Origin of the sequence: Citricoccus alkalitolerans, from assembly GCF_039528175.1 — a bacterium.
Classification (GTDB): Bacteria; Actinomycetota; Actinomycetes; order Actinomycetales; family Micrococcaceae; genus Citricoccus; species Citricoccus alkalitolerans.
Map to the genome: position 1 here is coordinate 673900 of NZ_BAAALH010000002.1, position 18815 is coordinate 692714.

Genomic DNA, 18815 nt, shown 5'->3' on the forward strand with positions numbered 1-18815 from the left:
CGCGTCTCCGTAGCAATTGTGGAAGACCTAACGAGTGAGACCGCCGAAACGCCCGAGTTTTCCACAGTGGGCGAGTTTTCTGCAATTAGGCTTCTGACATGGGGTTTTATTATCCACAGGGCTATCCACAGTGTGAACAACATGCCTGTCATTCATCCACACTGTGGATAACGCCTGTGGATAACTTGAGCCACGAATCACAAGCATGTCATTCCATCCACATCAGTGGATAACTCTGTGGATAAACAAAAGACCCGTGGAGGGTCGATCCTCAGGGATCGTTCCTCCACGGGTCCGTGCTGCCTGACCGACGCGCTGTGACTCAGAGGGCGTCGACCGTCGTGAGTCGACGGCCCGGCGTCAGGCGACCAGTGACGTCCTGCTCACATGTCCAGCCAGTATTCGACCAGGGTGGAGTCCGTGAGTCGCAGGATGCCCACGACCGTGAGTGCCACCAACACCGCAAGTATTCCCGCCAGGAGGAGCCACTGGACGGTGGACGCCCGCTGGTCCAGCCGCGCCGGAAACCCTGGTCCGCGATGACCACGGGGCAGATAGGCCACCACTGCGGCACAGGCGGCCCCGGTGACCAGGCCGCCGATGTGCCCCTGCCAGGAGATGTTGGCCCCCGGGAGGAAGGAGATCACCAGGTTCACTCCGATCAGGGCGGCGATCCCGGTGACGTTCCCCCCGGTCCGGCGCATCACGATGAACAGGGCCGCGAAGAGCCCGTACACGGCACCGGAGGCGCCCACCACCGGGACGTACGGGTTGGAGAGCAGCAGCACTGCCACGGAGCCGCCGAAGGCGGACAGCAGGTAGAGCGCCAGGAACCGACGCCATCCGAGGACGGGTTCCAGCATGCGTCCCATGAGCCACAGGGTGTACAGGTTGAGCACGATGTGCAGCGGATTGCCCAGCGAGTGCAGGAAGGCCGAGGTCAGCATCCGCCACGGCTCCATGGCCTCGGAGGAGGTATGCAACCCGGCGAAGAAGAACTGCTCGGTGATCCCGATGCGCTGACCCGAGGTGATCCACTGCAGGGCATACATGGCCACACAGAGCCCGATCATGGTCCAGGTGACCCACGGTTGCCCAGACCGGCGGCGCACGACGGTCCGGGCCGGCCGGCCCGTGCCCGCGCCAGGAGGAAGGATCAGCCGGCCCTGGCCATAGGCAGGCCCCGCCGCCTCGGCGGGTCCGGAGGACGGAACTCCCCACGGATCGGTGGACGGCTGTCCAGAGCCGGCTGTGCCTGTTCCGTCCGGACCTCGGCCAGCGGCACAGTCGGCACAGTGGATGCCGACGGCGGCCGGACGCTGGCATTCCGGGCATGCCGGACGTCCGCAGCGTTGGCATTGGATAAACGAAGGGCGGTCCGGATGGCGGGGGCAGACCGGCAGTCGCCGGCCCACCCCCTCGTCCGGACCGCCCGCGGTCTGGTGGGACAAGGAGACTCAGGCTTCCTTGATCTCGATGGACTCGATCGAGACGCCCTCGAGCGGCTTGTCACGACCATCGGTGGCCACGGCATTCAAGGCGTCGACGACCTTCTGGGAGGCCTCGTCCTTCACTTCACCGAAGATGGTGTGCTTGCCCTGCAGCCAGGTGGTCGGCACGGTGGTGATGAAGAACTGCGAGCCGTTGGTCCCGCGTCCGTTCTGGATGCCGGCATTGGCCATGGCCAGCTTGTAGGGAGCGTTGAAATCCAGGTCCGGGCTGATCTCGTCATCGAACTGGTAGCCGGGGCCGCCGAAGCCCTGGCCGAGCGGGTCGCCGCCCTGGATCATGAAGTCCTTGATGATGCGGTGGAAGACGGTCCCGTTGTACAGCGGGGTGCCGTTGTGGGTCTCCCCGGTCTCCGGGTGGGTCCACTCACGCTCACCGGTGGACAGTCCGACGAAATTCTGGACGGTCTTCGGGGCGTGGTTTCCGTAGAGCTCGACGAGGATGTCGCCGGCGGTGGTCTTGATGGTGGCGGTGTGCGTTGCAATGGCAGTCATGGTCGCCATTGTTCCACCACGCCGCCGGTCAGAACCCGCCGCGGCTCAATGGTGGTGACAACTTCGCCCACAGCCGAATCCCCATGCTCCGCGCTCACCGTGCCGTGTCGGCCCGGACCCCGTAGGCTATCTCCAGGACCGGCGTACCGGTGGGTTGCCGGCACACCACAGTGCACAACCGCACGTCATGGAGGTTCAGATGAGCAAGAAGACGACTGTCCCGAGCATCGAAGACCGGATCAACGCCGGCGTGGACCATGCGGCGCATTGGGCCGCCCCAAAGGTTGAGGCCGCGCTGGCCTGGGCCGAACGGGGCCTCGGTGAGGGCAAAGTCCAGGGCAGGACCGCCGGGGAGAAGACCTCCCAGCAGCTGTCCGAGGCCGTGGAGAAGCTCAGCCCGCAGGTCAGGGCCGGCCTGACTCAGGCGAGCTCAGTCCTGTCTGGGGCCGTTGACAAGGTCTCCCCGCAGGTCCAGGCTCAACTTGACCGACTGGCCCCGGTCTTCGAGGAGGCTCGCAGCAAGGTGGAGAGCGAGTACGTCCCCGCCGCGTCGGCACGCCTCGCCAGCGCGGCCGGCCAGGCCTCGAAGACAGCCCACGGCATCAAGGTCTCCCCAGCCGTCGAGAAGGCCCTGGTGAACATCACCGGTGACAAGAAGGCCGTGAAGAAGCTCAAGAAGGCCGCTGAGGAGTACGCCAAGACGGCGGAGAAGCAGCTGAAGAAGCAGGCCAAGAAGCAGCACAAGGGCGGCAAGGGCTGGATCGTGACCGGCATCGTGGTGGCCGCTGGCGTGGCGGCCGTCGCCGTCTGGCAGCTGACCAAGCCGGTCGAGGATCCGTGGAAGACCCCGGCCCCCTCACCGCTGCCGAAGCAGGACGCACCGTCCGCCCCGGCACCGTCCGGCGCCGATCCGGACCTGGCCGTCACGGCTCCTTCCGTTCCGGGGCCGACTCCGGCCGCTGGCTCCGCGCCAGCCGCCCCGGCTCCCAGTGTCGCCGCAGGCACCGCCACCGTGGACACCGTGGATGCCACCGAGGAGAAGGTCGAGGGGATTCCCGCCCCGAAGTCCGCAGAGTGACGCTGACCCGGCTCCCGGCCGCCGGTTGAAACAGAAGGGGCCCGGGTCACCAGTGGTGCTGGTGTCCCGGGCCCCTCTCTCGTGCTCGAAGCAAGACGTTGGTGTCGCGTCCGTGGTCGTTGCACCCGTCGACCTCGACGATCTTCCTCAGGTGGGAGGCGACGTCTCGAAGGTAGGACGGAACGGCAGCACCAGGTGCAACCGGCCTCCGCCGTCAGGGTTGACACCGAGCTCCGGCGAGCCGCCTCGGCTCTCCGCCCGAGCACGGTGGGGGGCCAGTCCCGAAAGCATCGGATCCACGGAACCGGGCCCACCGCCGTCGTCGTCGAAGACGGTATCGAGGACCCAGGGGGCGCCCGATTCGGAGGGCCGCTCAATGTCGATCCGCACCGTCACCGGGCTTGTCCTCGGCGGGGCGATCACCCCCAGCAGACCGACGCCGCCTGGAGCTCCGAGGAGACCGGCACCGTGGCGGTGAGCACCGGGTCGATCGCCCCTCCCGTCATCACTTGCGAGGGCTGGAACTCCCGGCCCAACTTGCTGCACCTGGCTGCCGACGAGGACTGGCTCCCCGTCAGCGGCTATCTGGTGACGATCTCCTTCGGAGACGGCGACGGGGACGGCGTGGACGACGAAGTTCCCGCGTCCTGGGGCGACAGGACAGGACACCGACGGCACCCGTTTCGTCCCCGCCAACACTCCGACCTACGTCCCCGCCTCCGCCTCGGCGATCGCGTGGGAGTATCAACAGCGGATGGGCATACACCTGGCAGGGCACCGTGTCCGTGTCGGCGATCGGAGCCGGCGGCTGGGCCTCTGCGGCCAACGTCCTACCCCTGGACGATCGGGTACAACGTGCTCGGCGGTGGATTCGGCACCTGAGGCTTAGGGGGCGACTACCCATGTCGGCTGCCGACTGATGCAGAGAGGCCCAGGACACCAGTTACTGGTGACCCGGGCCTCTACTCTCGGTGGAGGCAAGGGGACTCGAACCCCTAACCCCCTGCTTGCAAAGCAGGTGCGCTACCAATTGCGCCATGCCCCCGAGGGGTGTTCAGTTATGTGCGTCCGGAAGATCCTGACGCGGACTTCCGGCTCCGTCCAATGAATCTGTAGCCGAGCTCCAGACCTGCTTGCCGCGTTCGTTCTCCCGCCAGAAGCGGATCCCGAGCACTGCGGCCACGCCCGCTGCCAGGGCAACCAGTCGAACTACCGGCTTCATGGTGCCGCCTTCCCCGGCCTACGGCCGGATGGGGACTGCGTGGGTGGGCGTACCAAGACTTGAACTTGGGACCTCTTCGTTATCAGCGAAGCGCTCTAACCGCCTGAGCTATACGCCCTCACGTTTCGAAAGACCGAACCAAATCGCGTCTCCGGAACGAGAGTCAACATTACCCCAGCGTGGCTGACCGTCAAAATCGAGGAACGATCCCGTCGAGCCTCTCGTTGTGCGGGCAGAGATTGGGGGTGCTCACTCCCAATCTCTGCCCGCACAACGACCACTGTGGGGTTCAGTCATCGGTCAGGGTGACTCCAATGCCGCCGACAAGGGTCGCGGAGATGTTGTACAACACGGCTGCGAGCATGCTCAGGGCCGTCAGCAGCACCACATTGACCACCGCGATGATCGTGGCGAAGGAGGCAACTTGGCCCAGCGAGATCAACTGCTGCACGGTGAACGATCCTCCCTCAGAGCCCAGGACCTGGGCCAGGAGATCGTTGACCTGGTCGAAGATGCCGGTCAGGTCCATGACGGTCCACAGCACCACGGCTCCGACCACGGTGACGATGCCCAAGGCCACCGACAGCAGGAAGGCCATCTTCAGCACCGACCACGGATCCACCTTGGAGACGAGCAACCGGGCCTTACGGACCTTGGCCTTGGGTGCCGGACGTACCAGCCCCTGGGCGGCAGGCCGCTGCGCGGGGCGCTTCTGGGCGGATCCCGTGGATCCAGCGGGACGGGCATTCTGCGGACGCTGTCCGGGCTGACGGGAACCCTGCGCCGAAGGACGCTGCTGCGTCCCGCGAGGTGTGGCTCCCCTGTCCGACGAACCGCCGGCCGGGCGTTGGCCTGCGGGCCGGGGCGTTCCGGATGTGCTCACTACTGTCCTCCGTCAATCTCCGCGTCTGGGTCAGGATCGACCGCTGCGGATTCGGTGGCTGTCACGGTCGTGTCGGTCCCCTCCGCACTGGCGGGGGCGGCCGTCTCAGAGTCCAAGGGTACTTCACCCTCGGTAACATCCCCCGCGACCTCGCCTTCGGGATTCTCGTCTGCCACACCGTTGAGCTGCTTCTCGTTGTTGAGCGTGACGGCGATGATCCGGTCGTTCTTGTCTGGCTTGGCGAAGATGACACCCATGGTGTTGCGGCCCTTGGCCAGGACGCCAGTGACGGCTGAGCGGACCACCTTACCGGAATTCATCACCACCAGTACCTCGTCCTGTTCCTCCACCACCAGGCCACCGGTCAGCTCGCCGCGATCCTCGACGATGTTGCCGACCTTGATGCCCAGACCACCGCGATTCTGCACGCGGTACTCGTCCACCGTGGAACGCTTGGCGTAGCCACCCTCAGTGACAATGAACACGAAGGCGTCCTCACGGATCACGTCCGCGGTGAGGAGCTCGTCTCCCTGGCGGAATTTCATGCCGGTGACGCCGGAGGTGGCGCGGCCCATGGGACGCAACGCCTCATTGGTGGCATTGAAGCGCAACGACTGACCGTTCTTGGAGATCAGGATCAGGTCATCCTCCTCCGAGACCAGCTTGGCCGAGACGACCTCGTCGTCATCGCGCAGCTTGATGGCGATGACGCCGGCAGAGCGGTTGGTGTCGTAATCCGCCAACAGGGTCTTCTTGACGAGGCCCTGCCGGGTGGCGAGCACCAAGTAGGGTGCCCGTCCATAGTCGGCGAGGGGCAGCGCCTGGGCGATCCGCTCCTCGGGCTGGAAGGCCATCAGGTTGGCCATGTGCTGGCCCTTGGCATCCCTTCCTGCTTCCTGCAGCTCGTAGGTCTTGATGCGGTAGACCCGGCCCAGATTCGTGAAGAACAGGATCCAATGGTGCGTGGACGTGGTGAAGAAGTGCTCCACCACATCATCGTTGCGCAGGGCGGCACCACGCACGCCCTTGCCGCCGCGGTTCTGGGCACGGTAGTTGTCGATCCGCGTGCGCTTGATATAGCCGCCGCGGGTGATGGTGACCACCATCTCCTCTTCGGGGATGAGGTCCTCGATCGACATGTCGCCGTCATAGCCGTACATGATCTCCGAACGGCGTTCATCGCCGTACTTCGTGACGATCTCGGCCAGTTCGGTGGAGACCACCTCGCGCTGGCGTTCCGGGGAGGCCAGGATCGCATTGTACTGGGCGATCTTCGCCTGCAGCTCGTCGTACTCTTCCTGGATGCCCTGGCGCTCCAGTGCGGCCAGCTGCCGCAGCTGCATGTTGAGGATGGCCTTGGCCTGGTCGTCGTCGATGTCCAACAGCGTCTTGAGAGACTCCCGGGCGGCATCGGCGCTGGCGGAGGCCCGGATGGTGGCGATGACTTCATCCAGCATGTCCAGGGCCTTGAGCAGCCCCAGCAGGATGTGGGCGCGTTCCTCGGCCTTGCGCTTGCGGAACTCCGTGCGTCGGACGATCACTTCGATCTGGTGCATCACCCAGTGGTGCACGAATCCGTCCAGGGACAGGGTCCGCGGGACTCCATCCACGAGGGCGAGCATGTTGGCGGAGAAGTTCTCCTGCAGCTGGGTGTGCTTGTAGAGGTTGTTGAGCACCACCTTGGCGACTGCGTCCCGTTTGAGGACGATCACCAGGCGCTGCCCAGTGCGGCCTGAGGTCTCGTCGCGCATGTCCGCGATCCCCGAGAGCTTGCCGTCGCGGACCATCTCGGCGATCTTGGCGGCCAGGTTGTCCGGGTTGGCCATGTAGGGAAGTTCGGTGACCACCAGGCACGTCCGGCCCTGGATCTCCTCGACATTGACCACTGCGCGCATCGCGATGGACCCACGCCCGGTGCGGTACGCGTCCTCGATGCCCTTGCGTCCGAGGATCTGTGCGCCGGACGGGAAGTCCGGGCCCTTGATCCTCTGCATCAAGGCGGCCAAGAGCTCCTCGCGGGAGGCCTCCGGGTTCTCCAGGTACCACTGCACGCCGTCGACGACCTCACGCAGGTTGTGCGGCGGGATGTTGGTGGCCATGCCCACGGCGATGCCGGAGGAGCCGTTGACCAGCAGATTCGGGAACCGGGCCGGCATGACGGTCGGCTCCTGCTGTTTGCCGTCGTAATTGTCCTGGAAGTCGACCGTGTCTTCCTGGATGTCCCGGACCATCTCCATGGCCAGGGGTGCCATCTTGGTCTCCGTGTAACGCTGGGCGGCGGCCCCGTCGTTGCCGGGAGAACCGAAGTTGCCCTGGCCGAGCGCCAGCGGGTAGCGCATGACCCAGTCCTGGATGAGGCGGACGAGGGCGTCGTAGATCGCCGAGTCACCGTGCGGGTGATAGTTGCCCATCACCTCGCCGACCACACGGGCGGACTTGTTGAACGAGCGGTCCGGGCGGTAGCCGCCGTCGAACATGCCGTACAGCACCCGACGGTGCACGGGCTTCAGCCCGTCGCGCACGTCCGGCAGTGCACGGCCCACGATGACCGCCATGGCGTAGTCCAGGTAGGACCGCTTCATCTCAGTCTGCAGGTCAACCTGCTCGACCTTGTCATGCTCGGTCAGCGGCGGGGCGATCACCGCGGTTTCACCCTCATCAGCCGGCAGGCCGGCGTCGGGGTTCCCGGTGTTGTCCGGGTTCACGTTCTCGTTCTCAGGGTTTTGCTCGTCAGTCACGCGCGGTGTCCTCGGGTCTCAAAGTGTGGGCCGGCGCCACGGTCCGGGCGCCGATCACTCGGTGCCGCCGGGCCGCGGCCGTTCCCGGCCGGGATGGGTAGCGGAGGGGATCAGAAGGCTCAGATGTCCAAGAAGCGGACGTCCTTGGCGTTCTGCTGGATGAAGGAACGGCGTGATTCGACGTCCTCTCCCATCAGCATGGAGAAGATCTCATCCGCTGCGGCCGCGTCATCCATCGTGACCTGCAACAGGGTCCGGTGTTCCGGATCCATGGTGGTGTCCCACAGCTCCTTGAAGTCCATCTCACCCAGGCCCTTGTAGCGCTGGACGCCGTTGTCCTTCGGGTAACGCCAGCCGCGGGCGAGGCCGGCCTCCACGGCCCGGTCCCGTTCCTCATCGGAGAAGACGTAGTCATGCGGGGCGTTGGACCACTTGATCCGGTACAGCGGCGGCTGCGCCAGGAACACGAAGCCGTGCTCGATCAGCGGCCGCATGTAACGGAACAGCACCGTCAGCAGCAGCGTGGTGATGTGCTGGCCGTCCACATCGGCATCCGCCATCAGGACGATCTTGTGGTAGCGGAGCTTCGTGATGTCGAACTCCTCGCCGATGCCGGTGCCGAAGGCGGTGATCATCGACTGGACCTCGGCGTTGGACAAGGCCCGGTCCAGGCGGGCCCGCTCCACGTTCAGGATCTTCCCGCGCAAGGGGAGGATGGCCTGGGTGCTGGGGTTGCGGCCCTGCTTGGCCGAACCGCCGGCGGAATCGCCCTCCACGATGTAGACCTCGCACTCGACGGGGTTCTTCGAGGAGCAGTCGGCGAGCTTGCCGGGCATTCCGAAGGACTCCAGTGGAGACTTGCGGCGGGCATTGTCCCGGGCCTTGCGGGCGGCCATCCGAGCCTGGGAGGCCAGTTGGGCCTTGCGGATGATGTCCTTGGCCGGGCCGGGGTTGCGCTCCAGCCAATCACCGAGCTGATCGGAGACGATCTTCTGGATGAAGCCCTTGGCCTCGGAGTTGCCGAGCTTGGTCTTGGTCTGCCCCTCGAATTGGGGTTCGGAGAGCTTGATGGACAGCACGGCGGTGAGGCCTTCGCGGACATCGTCGCCCGAGAGGTTCTCGTCCTTGGCCCTGAGAATCTCCTTCTCCCGCGCATAGCGGTTGACCAGGGAGGTCAGGGCGGCGCGGAAGCCCTCTTCATGGCTACCGCCCTCGTGCGTGTTGATGGTGTTGGCGTAGGTGTGCACGGATTCGGAGTAGGCCGTGGTCCACTGCATGGCCACCTCGGCGGCCATCTTGCGGTCGGTGTCCTCGGTCTCGAAGGCGATGACGTCCGCGTGGACCATGTCGACCTTCTTGTTCGAGTTCAGGTGTTCGACGTAGTCCAGCAGACCGTTGTCGTACTTGTAGTCGACCATGCGCTTCTTCGCGCTGACCAGGTCTTCGCCGATCGTGTCCGGATGGGACTCCGCTTCGGTCCGACGGTCTGCCTCGGTGTCCGGCACGCCATCGCCATCGGTGTCTCCGGCGATCTCATCCTGCTGGATCTCGTTCGTCTCGATCAAGCGCTCATCCGTGAGGGTGATGCGCAGGCCCTTGTTGAGGAACGCCATCTGCTGGAAGCGTGCGCGGAGGGTCTCGAAGTCGAAATCGATCGTGTCGAAGATCTCCGGGTCCGGGTAGAACGTCTGGGTGGTGCCCGTCTCCTCTGTCTCTCCGGCCTTGACGAGCTCGCCCTGCGGCACGCCGCCATTGGCGAAGCTCATCTTCCAGAGGCTTCCCTGGCGGCGGATCTCGGTGTTCACGCGGGTGGACAGCGCGTTCACCACGGAGATGCCCACCCCGTGCAGGCCACCGGAGACCGCATAGCCCCCGCCGCCGAACTTGCCGCCGGCGTGCAGGATAGTCATGACGACCTCCACGGTCGGACGACCCTCGGTGGGGTGCATGTCCACCGGGATGCCGCGGCCGTTGTCCTCCACGCGGACGCCGCCGTCTGCCTGCAGGGTCACGTGGATGGTGTCGCAGTATCCGGCCAGCGCCTCGTCCACGGAGTTGTCCACGACCTCGGACACCAGATGGTGCAGACCGCGCGGTCCCGTGGACCCGATGTACATACCGGGCCGTTTGCGGACGGCCTCCAATCCCTCGAGGACCGTGATGTCCCCGGCACCGTACTCGTGCTCCACCTTGCGGGTCGCCTCGGTGATCTGCGTCGATGGGGTGGATGCCTCCGAGGCCGCCGCGTCGGTCTCCGCCAGGGCGGTGGACTCGACGGTGGGATCCTGCGGGGCGCCGCTCTGGTCTGTGCCGTTGTTCTCTTCGGCCACGGGCGTCTACGGCTCCTCTGTTGGGGTACTGGTCTTCACATCGCATGTACCAAGGGGGTCCTGGCGCCGGGGCGCACGGAAAGTGTCCCTTTCGGCACGATTCCGTCTCATTCTACCCCCCGACACGCCGTATCGTGCGTCTTCAGTGGGGTGTTCCGGGGATAAAACATGGCCTCTGCGGAACAGAATCGGCGATTCCGACCACCCGGGGTACCCCCTCCCGGTCCCGATCCGCCCAACGGGGTTCCAGTTCGCCAAATCGCCGTTGGCGGATTCTCCGGCGCATGCCGCCGTCTCCGGGAGCGGCGCCGTCACCGATCCGATCAGCCGTAGGTGTCCCGGGGGCCGCGGCCCTTGACCACCCGTGGGCCCTTGCGCCATGAGGGTGCGGCTGGGCCTGCCACCCGCAGGCTCGTCACTATTCCGGGGCCGAGGGCCTGTTCGAACCGCTGAAGGAGGGCCGGTGTCAACAGTTTGAGCTGGGTGGCCCACGCGGTGGAATCACAGCGGACGGTCACCACGGCGTTCTCGAAGCTCTCGGGCCGGCAGTGCAACCCGATGTCCGCGCCGACCAGTTCGTCCCATCGGGACAGGACGGATCCCACGGCAACGGGCGAGGACCAACCGCGTTCAGTGACCAACCGACCGAAGACATCGCCCACCATCCGCGGGTCGCGGGCATCCGGACCCCGACGCCGGCCCGGAACCGGTCCGATCCCGGCCTCCGATGCAGCGGTGGCCCCGCGGCCTTTGGCCGCCGGTCGCCGACGACGGACCTCACCTCGGGACTCCGCGGCCTGGCGCACGCGGTTGAGGGCCACAATCGCCGCATCGGGATCATCCTCGATCCCGTCCGGGGAGGTTTCCCTCTCCGGTGCGGGTACCGAGGCGTCTGGGCTGGTCACGGTGAGTCCTCCGGTTCGGCTGCGGCCGGTCCGGTGGACTGGGCCTGGTGGACCACGCTCCCGTCGTCCTCCAGAGAGACACTGATCCTCGGTCCAGCCAGCTCGTCCGGAATGTCCGCGGCGACGGCGGCCGTGACCAGCAATTGCTCGGCGCCGGAGGCCAGATCAGCAAGCCGGCTGCGGCGGGCGGCGTCGAGTTCGGCGAAGACGTCGTCGAGGATGAGCACGGGTCGGGCATGAGGATCCGGATCGTCGGCCACCAGGATGCGGTAGCTGGCCAGCTTGAGCGCCAGTGCCATGGACCAGGTCTCACCGTGGGAGGCGAACCCCTTCACCGGTGCCGGGCCGAGGGTCAGTGCCAGGTCGTCACGGTGTGGGCCGGCCAGCGTGACGCCGCGGTCCCGTTCCTGCCGATGACGGGACTCGAGTTCTGTGAGCAGTGCCTCGTGGAGGGCCTGTTCGTCCGGAACCTCCTGGTGCTGGCCACCCGCCAGCGGGACAGTGGATTCATAGCTGAACCCTGCGGTCTTCACACTCTCCGCCAGGGCCGTGTAGGACTCGGTGAGCGGATGGGCGAGCATCTTCAGCACGTGGAGCCGGCCGTTGAGGACCCGAGCACCGGCACGGGCGAGGTGTTCGTCCCACACCCCGAGGGTGTGAACGTGTTCCTCAGTCCATCGTCCGGACTGTTTGGCGTTCTTCAACAAGGCGTTGCGTTGCTTCAGCACCCGGTCGTAATCGCTGCGGGCATCTCCCAGGGCTGGGCGCAGCTGCACCACGAGATCGTCCAGGAATCGACGTCGAACGGACGGGTCGCCATTGATCAGGGCCAGATCCTCCGGAGCGAACAGCACCGACCGCAACAGTCCGAGACCCTCGCGGGCCCGTTGTGGGGCGCCCCGGTTGACGGCGGACCGGTTGGATTTGCCGGGATTGATCTCCAGTTCGAGGGACATGGCCCGGTCTCCTCGGTGGATACGACCGCGGATGATCGCTTGTGAGGCACCGAAGTGCACCAAGGGGGAGTCGGTGGACACCCGGTGGGAGACCTGCGTGGCCAGGTAACCGACGGCCTCGACGATATTCGTCTTTCCGGCCCCGTTGGATCCGACCAGCACATTGGGGCCCGGCATCAGGGAGACATCGGCCTGCTGGTAGGAGCGGTACTGCGTGAGGGAGAGGTGGGAGAGAAACACGTTTCGGTGTCGGTGACCTGACTGGGCTGGCAGTCGGGTCAGTTGGCCAGACGCACCGGCATGACCAGGTACCGGTAGTCGTCCTGTTCGGGTGAGTCCTGTTCCTGCTGTGCGGTCATCAGGGCCGGCTTCGGTGCTGTGGTGAAGGAGAAGCGCACATATGGGGCGTTGATGACGTTGAGTCCTTCACCCAGGTAGGACGGATTGAACGCCACGGTGATCTCGTCGCCGTCGAGGACCGAGTCCAGGGATTCGTTTGCCGAGGCGTCGTCGCCAGCACCGGCGTCCAAGGTGACGTGGCCGTCATTGAACATCATGCGCACAGCGGTGTTGCGTTCGGCGACGAGGGCCACGCGTCGGACGGCCTCGACCAGCGGACCCGTCGGGACCACCGCGTGGATGGGGCTCGACTCCGGGAAGAGTGCCCGGATCTTCGGGTACTCCCCGTCCACCAACAGACTCGTGGTGCGTCGGCCTCCGGAGGCGAAGCCCACCAGGTCCGAGGTGGACGACTCCTTGGGTAACCGAAGCTGGAGATCTCCGCCGCCAGCCAACGATTTGGCGACTTCCGTGAGGGTCTTGGACTTGACCAGAAGCGACGTCGAGATCGAGGGATCGGCAGGGGACCAGTTGAGTTCCTTCATGGCCAGCCGGTATCGATCCGTGGCCAGGAAGGTGATGCGGTCGCCCTCGATCTCAAGCTTCACCGCGGTGAGGATCGGCAGGGTGTCATCCTTGGAAGCCGCCACGGTCACTTGCGCGACCGCATGGGCGAAAGCCTCTCCGTCCACAGTGCCTGCGGACTCAGGCATCTCCGGAAGGGCCGGATACTCATCGACGGGCATGGTGGCCAGAGCGAAGCGCGAGTTCCGGCAGGTCAGGACCACCTTGGTGCCATCGGTTTCCACGGTGACGGGAGCCGCCGGAAGAGAGCGGACGATGTCGTTGAGCAGCCGGCCGGAAACGAGGATCTTGCCCGGTGTCTCGATATCGGCCTCGATCTCGAGTTGCGCCGAGGTCTCATAGTCGAAGCTGGCGATGGAGACCAGGTTGTCCTCGGCGGTGATCAGCAATCCGGACAGCACTGGTAGCGGCGGGCGAGGGGACAGGGAACGTGCGGTCCAGGAGACGGCGTCCGTCAGGATGTCTCGCTCAACGGTGAACTTCACAGAAGTTTCCGCCTTTCTCGTAGACGGCAGGTGGTGTTGGTCTTCCTCCAGATGCCCCCGCCGGGCATCTTTTGAATCACACGTCTGAGCCGTGTGCTGTGTCAGCTTACCGTGACTCGCCGAGGGCGCGAATGTTGGCATTTGTGCCGTGGATGTGGTTGAGAGATGTGCCTCGGCGATGAGGACCGTCTTCGAAGCGTCCCACGTTTCGAGGGGTTGGTCAGATCGGGCGAGCGCGTTCGGCAGGCAGGGGTGGATGTTCTTGGGATTCATTCTTAACAGGGATCAGTAGTGTTAATAAGTCCTGTGGATACTGTGGATAACGCGATCCGACGGTGTGATGCCGCCCTTCTTCCTGTGGACCCTGCAGTGGACTTCTCTCGCTTGCGCTGTGCACCGTCGGTGCATAACTTTCGGGCGTGGATCTGCGAATTCACAGGGAAGCGTGTAGTTATCCAGAGACTCGCCCGAACACTCCACTTAAGCATCCACAGGTTTGTCCACAGCTGTGGGTTGAGTTCTGCGAGACCTCCCACAACCTGTGGATATCTGTGGACAACTGTGGATAAGGTGCGACCGAGAGCGGCCACTCCGGGGTTCTTCCTGTGGAATGACCTTGTCGTTAAGGATCAAGGTTGCCTCTGGATGTGGGACAGCCCGAGGCGGAGTCTGGAACTGGGCTCGGGGTGGGCTCGGGATGGAGGCACGGTGGCGAAACGCGCGCAGCTTTGAACCAACGCGTCTGAGAGCGACGTCAGGTCTGCAATGACGTCAGCCACGCCACGACCGGTGAGGTCAGCGGGCGCGCTGCTGCTGCTTGATCCGGTTCGTCAGCTCGGTGACCTGGTTGTAGATCGTCCGGCGTTCAGCCATCAGCTCGCGGATCTTGCGGTCTGCGTGGATCACCGTGGTGTGGTCCCGCCCACCGAGCTCCTGACCGATCTTCGGCAGGGACATCTCCGTCAGCTCCCGCAGGAGGTACATGGCGATCTGCCGGGCCGTGACGAGGGTCCTGGTGCGTGACTTGGAGGTCAGCTCCTCCATGGTCAGGTTGAAGTACGCGGCCGTCTCGTTGAGGATCGTCGGCGCGGTGATCTCATGGGCGTCCTCATGGGTGATGAGATCCCGCAGAACCTGCTCCGCCAGTTGGATCCCGACCGGCTGCTTGTTCAGCGACGCGAAGGCGGTGACACGGATGAGGGCACCCTCCAACTCGCGGATATTGGTGGAGATGTTGGAACCGATGTACTCGAGGACCTCGGGCGGGGCCGTCAGTCCCTCGGCTTCTGCCTTCTTGCGGAGGATGGCGATGCGAGTCTCCAGGTCCGGCGGCTGGATGTCCGTGATCAGGCCCCACTCGAAGCGGGAGCGCAGCCGTTCCTCGAATCCGGACAGTTGCTTGGGGGGAAGGTCGGAGGTGATCACGACCTGCTTGTTGTTGTTGTAAAGGGTGTTGAACGTGTGGAAGAACTCCTCGACGGTCGCTTCCTTGTCCGCCAGGAACTGGATGTCGTCGATGAGCAGGATGTCCACATTGCGGTACACCTGTTTGAAGCTCGCACCCTCGTCGTGGCGGATCGAGTTGATGAAGTCGTTGGTGAACTCCTCGGAGTTCACGTAGCGGACGCGCAGTCCCGGATACAGGTGACGGGCATAATGGCCGATCGCGTGCAGCAGGTGTGTCTTCCCCAGCCCGGATTCACCGTAGATGAACAGCGGGTTGTAGGCCTTCGCGGGTGCTTCGGCGACGGCGTTCGCGGCGGCATGGGCGAAGCGGTTCGAGGAACCGATGACGAAGGTCTCGAAGTGGTACCGCGGGTTCAGGCGGCTGGTCTCATCCGAGGTCGACGGCGGCGCGGGAGCCGGCGCTGCTGAACGGAGCGGGGCATGGGGGGATGGAGCCGAGCGGGTGTGCTGCGCCTCGCGGACGGGCGGCGCCGCGGCGGTCGGGGGCTGATAGTCCTCGCCCGTCTGGGCCATCAGGGTCGAATCGATCGAATAGGCGCACAGGATCTCGGTCCTGAACACATTCCCGAGCGCTTCGGCGAGGGAGTCCTTGAGTTGGGACTGCAGGACCTCACGGGTGAGTTCGTTCGGGACAGCGAGCAACAAGGTCGTGCCGATCAGCCCTTGGGGCTGGGCGAGGCCCACGTGGCCGAGTTGCCGAGGGGAAACACGGTCGTCTTCCTCAAGGGTGCGAACCACCTTGCGCCACGAGCTGCTGACAGCCTCATCTGCAACCATGGGGGCTGGGGTCCTTCCGTCGGCGTCGAACCGAGTCTAACGGCAATCCACAGAGTTATTCACAGGCAGTGGATAACTTCGGGGAGGGTACAGGTCCAGTGTGCGCAGCGGCATCGAGACTGTAATTTGACGCTGGCAGCCCACCATCCCTAAACTTGATTGGTCCCCGCGGGGTTGTTTAGCCGTGCTCTGAATCGACTGGAATACTCCGGATCGACCTCAGGGCGTAGTCAACCAGCGGACAGCCGAAGGCCCAGGCCTGTTGGATCGGTGTCTTCAGCGGGGAAGTCCTAGTCAGAGCGTCTACCGGTTCTTCCCCCAGGTACAACGGGTCCGGGCGCATACACACGTTGTGGAGATATCAAGTGAGCAAGCGGACTTTTCAGCCGAATAACCGCCGCCGGGCCAAGAAGCACGGTTTCCGCGCCCGGATGCGTACCCGCGCCGGCCGCGCCATCCTGGCAACCCGCCGTACCAAGGGCCGCACGGAACTGTCCGCCTGATCCGGCCTGAGGCCGATCAGCAGAGCGGACGACACGGCGTGCTGCCCCGCGAGAAACGGGTACGCACCCCCGCGGATTTTTCCCAGACACTGCGTTCCGGCGCCCGAACAGGGCGCCGGAACGTTGTCGTGTCCGCACACCTTTCTGATCCCACGCTCCCCAGTGAGGCCGATAGCTCGGCCGGACCGGTGCGCGTGGGTTTCGTCGTCTCCAAGGCCGTCGGCAATGCGGTGGTTCGCAATCGCGTCAAGCGCCGGCTCCGGGCCGCCGTGGCCGAACAGCTCAGGGGACCACTGGCGCAGCACCCGGGTGCGACGGTCGTGGTCCGTGCTCTGCCGCCGTCGGGAACGGCCGCCTGGAACGAGCTCAGGAAGGACCTGGACTCGGCCTTGGCGGGTGCCCTGCGGAAGGAAACGGGCCGGCGTCGTCCCACCGGTGCTGTGCCTCACGGCCGGTCCTCGTCACAGGTTCAGGGCCCGGGGATGGAGATGAACGCATGATCACGCAGTCCCCGTTCACCACTCGGCCCGGCGCGGCCGAATGGAGCTGGCTCCGCGCCATGCCGTCCACCGTGCTGGCCTGGTTGCTGGTGGCCTACCGCGCCGTGATCTCGCCGCTCTACGGCCAGGTCTGCCGCTACTTCCCCTCGTGCTCCGCCTATGCGCTCGAGGCGGTTCACGTCCACGGGGCCCTGAAGGGCTCGTGGCTCTCGGCACGCCGACTCGGCAGCTGCCACCCCTGGTCTAAAGGCGGCGTCGATGCGGTCCCACCCGGCAAGAGGATTTGGCCACTGGGCCGCCGACCCAAGATCATTGACCTTAACCATCCCGTCATCCCCCCGGATCCTCCGGCGGAACAGTAGGAGATCATGGACTTCTTCCAAATCATTCTCTGGCCCTTCAAGTGGGTGATGTCCTGGATCCTCGGTGCCTTCCACACGGTCCTGGAACTGGTCGGCATGGACCCGAACAGCGGGTTCACCTGGACCCTTTCGATCATCCTGCTCGTGGTGCTGGTGCGGACCCTGTTGATTCCGCTGTTCGTCAAGCAGGTCAAGTCTCAGCGCGCCATGCAGGCACTGCAGCCGGACATCAAGAAGCTCCAGGCCAAGTACAAGGGCAAGACGGACCAGTTGTCCCGTCAGGCCATGGCCATGGAACAGCAGACCCTGTTCAAGGAACACGGCACCAGCCCTTTCGCGGCCTGCCTGCCGATGCTCGTGCAGATGCCGTTCTTCTTCGCCCTGTTCCAGATCCTGACCGGGGCTGGGGCTGCCGCCGAGCGTGGCGAAGGGGAGGCCGCGCTGACCGCGGACCAGATCCGTTCCTTCGGAGACGCGATCTTCCTCGGTGCCCCCATGCAGGCCACCTTCCTGGGATCCCTGGGAGAGAACCTCAACGTGTCCGTGATCATGGTCTCCGTCGTCATGATCATCCTCATGTCCGGCTCGCAGTTCTACATGCAGAAGATGCTGATGAGCAAGAACATGTCCGAGGCCGCCATGACGGGGCCCTTCGCCCAGTCACAGAAGTTCATGCTCTACATCCTTCCGTTGGTGTTCGGCATCGGCGGCATCAACTTCCCGATCGGCGTGCTCATCTACTGGACCGCCACGAACTTCTGGGCCGTGGCTCAGCAGATGTGGATCATCCGCAACAACCCGACCCCGGGCTCGCTGGCGGAGCAGGAACTGAACGAACGTCGTGCGGTCAAGGGCCTTCCCCCCGTTGGCAAGGCAGCCCAGGAGGCGGCCGCCAAGGCGGAGATCGAGGCGGCCAAGCCCCAGCAGACCGGTCAGCGCCAGCAGCCCAAGCGCAAGACCAAGAAGAGGAGATGACCATGACTGACGCGTCCAGCAGACCGGCCGAAGAGGTCGCGGAGTCGGTCGAGACGTCAGAGCAGCCCGCTATGGGGCAGACCACCGGCCAGAGCGGAGATCAGAGCGGAGCGCAGGCTACCGAACAGGCTTCGGACCAGGCCGTGGACGGAGGATCCGGCCAGGACGCCGCTGCATCGCCGGACGCGTCCGATGACTCCTCCGTCCCGTCCGCCAGCCGCCTTGAGGAGGAGGGGGACATCGCAGCGGACTACGTCGAGGAGCTGCTGGACATCTCCGACCTCGACGGTGACATCGATATCGAGATCCGCAACGGCCGCACCTACGTCTCCGTGATCGCGGAAGAGGGGGACGACCGCCTGCGCGATCTCCTGGGCAAGGACGGCAAGGGCCTGGAGGCCCTGCAGGAGCTCGTGCGCCTGGCAGTGCTGTCAGCCACCGGCAACCGCTCCCGTCTTGTCCTGGACATCGCGGGGTACCGCACCGAACGCGCCCAGGAGTTGGAGCAGCTCGCCCAGGAGGCCATCGTCAAGGTCCGTGAGACTGGAGAGCCACTGCACCTGCGGCCGATGGGCGCCTACGAACGCAAGATCGTGCACGATGTCATCGCTGAGGGCGGTCTCGTGAGCGAATCGGAGGGCGAGGGCCCGCGTCGGCATGTGGTGGTCTCCGACGGTGTCTGAACAGTCCCAACCAGATCGTGAGCA

Annotated in this window: 16 protein-coding genes and 2 tRNA genes; 6 read left to right on the plus strand and 12 right to left on the minus strand. The window is 65.2% G+C overall.

Annotated features, from left to right (window positions below):
* Nucleotides 1-383: 383 nt before the first annotated feature.
* The gene (locus ABD134_RS08990) at nucleotides 384-1073 is read right to left on the minus strand and encodes a rhomboid family intramembrane serine protease (protein WP_344230816.1); all 690 of its coding nucleotides are present in this window, start codon (nucleotides 1071-1073) and stop codon (nucleotides 384-386) included.
* Nucleotides 1074-1457: 384 nt separating this feature from the next.
* On the minus strand, nucleotides 1458-2003 hold the full coding sequence (locus tag ABD134_RS09000; RefSeq protein WP_115933452.1) for a peptidylprolyl isomerase: 546 nt from the start codon (nucleotides 2001-2003) through the stop codon (nucleotides 1458-1460).
* Between the two features lie 199 nt (nucleotides 2004-2202).
* On the opposite strand from ABD134_RS09000, the gene ABD134_RS09005 reads away from it, so the two are divergent.
* Entirely contained in the window at nucleotides 2203-3081 is an 879-nt protein-coding gene (locus tag ABD134_RS09005) for a hypothetical protein (RefSeq protein ID WP_344228765.1), read from the plus strand.
* 147 nt (nucleotides 3082-3228) lie between these two features.
* Here ABD134_RS09005 and ABD134_RS09010 read toward each other — a convergent pair whose 3' ends face one another.
* From ABD134_RS09010 to dnaA, 10 genes are all read right to left on the minus strand, one after another.
* Nucleotides 3229-3477: an ATP-binding protein gene (locus tag ABD134_RS09010; protein ID WP_344228767.1), complete on the minus strand. Its 249-nt coding sequence runs from the start codon at nucleotides 3475-3477 to the stop codon at nucleotides 3229-3231.
* 576 nt (nucleotides 3478-4053) lie between these two features.
* Nucleotides 4054-4126, minus strand: a tRNA-Ala gene (locus ABD134_RS09015).
* 221 nt (nucleotides 4127-4347) lie between these two features.
* Nucleotides 4348-4421, minus strand: a tRNA-Ile gene (locus tag ABD134_RS09020).
* A gap of 171 nt (nucleotides 4422-4592) precedes the next feature.
* Entirely contained in the window at nucleotides 4593-5186 is a 594-nt protein-coding gene (locus ABD134_RS09025) for a DUF3566 domain-containing protein (RefSeq protein ID WP_344228769.1), read from the minus strand.
* A complete protein-coding gene (gene gyrA / locus ABD134_RS09030; RefSeq protein ID WP_378108240.1) occupies nucleotides 5186-7924 on the minus strand; it encodes a DNA gyrase subunit A in 2739 nt (912 codons plus the stop codon). The genes ABD134_RS09025 and gyrA overlap by 1 nt, the downstream gene beginning before the upstream one ends.
* A 119-nt stretch (nucleotides 7925-8043) precedes the next feature.
* Nucleotides 8044-10134, minus strand: a complete 2091-nt coding sequence (gene gyrB, locus ABD134_RS09035) for a DNA topoisomerase (ATP-hydrolyzing) subunit B (RefSeq protein ID WP_344230820.1) — start codon at nucleotides 10132-10134, stop codon at nucleotides 8044-8046.
* 443 nt (nucleotides 10135-10577) lie between these two features.
* A complete protein-coding gene (locus ABD134_RS09040; RefSeq protein ID WP_378108239.1) occupies nucleotides 10578-11159 on the minus strand; it encodes a DciA family protein in 582 nt (193 codons plus the stop codon).
* Entirely contained in the window at nucleotides 11156-12355 is a 1200-nt protein-coding gene (gene recF, locus ABD134_RS09045) for a DNA replication/repair protein RecF (protein WP_344228771.1), read from the minus strand. Before recF ends, ABD134_RS09040 begins: the two co-directional genes overlap by 4 nt.
* Before the next feature lie 38 nt (nucleotides 12356-12393).
* Complete coding sequence (dnaN, locus tag ABD134_RS09050; protein ID WP_344228773.1) at nucleotides 12394-13524, minus strand: DNA polymerase III subunit beta; 1131 nt, start codon at nucleotides 13522-13524, stop codon at nucleotides 12394-12396.
* Nucleotides 13525-14319: 795 nt separating this feature from the next.
* Entirely contained in the window at nucleotides 14320-15768 is a 1449-nt protein-coding gene (dnaA, locus tag ABD134_RS09055) for a chromosomal replication initiator protein DnaA (RefSeq protein ID WP_344228775.1), read from the minus strand.
* Between the two features lie 365 nt (nucleotides 15769-16133).
* On the opposite strand from dnaA, the gene rpmH reads away from it, so the two are divergent.
* From rpmH to ABD134_RS09080, 5 genes are read left to right on the plus strand one after another with little or no spacing between them, the layout of a single operon-like run.
* Nucleotides 16134-16271, plus strand: a complete 138-nt coding sequence (rpmH, locus tag ABD134_RS09060; RefSeq protein ID WP_115932474.1) for a 50S ribosomal protein L34 — start codon at nucleotides 16134-16136, stop codon at nucleotides 16269-16271.
* A 38-nt stretch (nucleotides 16272-16309) separates the two neighbouring features.
* Nucleotides 16310-16771: a ribonuclease P protein component gene (gene rnpA, locus ABD134_RS09065; protein WP_344228778.1), complete on the plus strand. Its 462-nt coding sequence runs from the start codon at nucleotides 16310-16312 to the stop codon at nucleotides 16769-16771.
* A complete protein-coding gene (gene yidD, locus ABD134_RS09070; protein ID WP_344228780.1) occupies nucleotides 16768-17133 on the plus strand; it encodes a membrane protein insertion efficiency factor YidD in 366 nt (121 codons plus the stop codon). The genes rnpA and yidD overlap by 4 nt, the downstream gene beginning before the upstream one ends.
* A gap of 6 nt (nucleotides 17134-17139) precedes the next feature.
* Nucleotides 17140-18108, plus strand: a complete 969-nt coding sequence (yidC, locus tag ABD134_RS09075; RefSeq protein WP_344228782.1) for a membrane protein insertase YidC — start codon at nucleotides 17140-17142, stop codon at nucleotides 18106-18108.
* 2 nt (nucleotides 18109-18110) lie between these two features.
* The gene (locus ABD134_RS09080) at nucleotides 18111-18791 is read left to right on the plus strand and encodes a Jag family protein (RefSeq protein WP_344228784.1); all 681 of its coding nucleotides are present in this window, start codon (nucleotides 18111-18113) and stop codon (nucleotides 18789-18791) included.
* Nucleotides 18792-18815: the final 24 nt, after the last annotated feature.

What these genes read in the sequence shown, in the direction of transcription:
- dnaA (WP_344228775.1), bottom strand. Translation starts at nt 15,768, where the DNA reads ATGGTTGCAGATGAGGCTGTCAGCAGCTCGTGGCGCAAGGTGGTTCGC.
- ABD134_RS09005 (WP_344228765.1), top strand. Translation starts at nt 2,203, where the DNA reads ATGAGCAAGAAGACGACTGTCCCGAGCATCGAAGACCGGATCAACGCC.
- ABD134_RS09000 (WP_115933452.1), bottom strand. Translation starts at nt 2,003, where the DNA reads ATGACTGCCATTGCAACGCACACCGCCACCATCAAGACCACCGCCGGC.
- yidD (WP_344228780.1), top strand. Translation starts at nt 16,768, where the DNA reads ATGATCACGCAGTCCCCGTTCACCACTCGGCCCGGCGCGGCCGAATGG.
- ABD134_RS09080 (WP_344228784.1), top strand. Translation starts at nt 18,111, where the DNA reads ATGACTGACGCGTCCAGCAGACCGGCCGAAGAGGTCGCGGAGTCGGTC.
- ABD134_RS08990 (WP_344230816.1), bottom strand. Translation starts at nt 1,073, where the DNA reads ATGATCGGGCTCTGTGTGGCCATGTATGCCCTGCAGTGGATCACCTCG.
- yidC (WP_344228782.1), top strand. Translation starts at nt 17,140, where the DNA reads ATGGACTTCTTCCAAATCATTCTCTGGCCCTTCAAGTGGGTGATGTCC.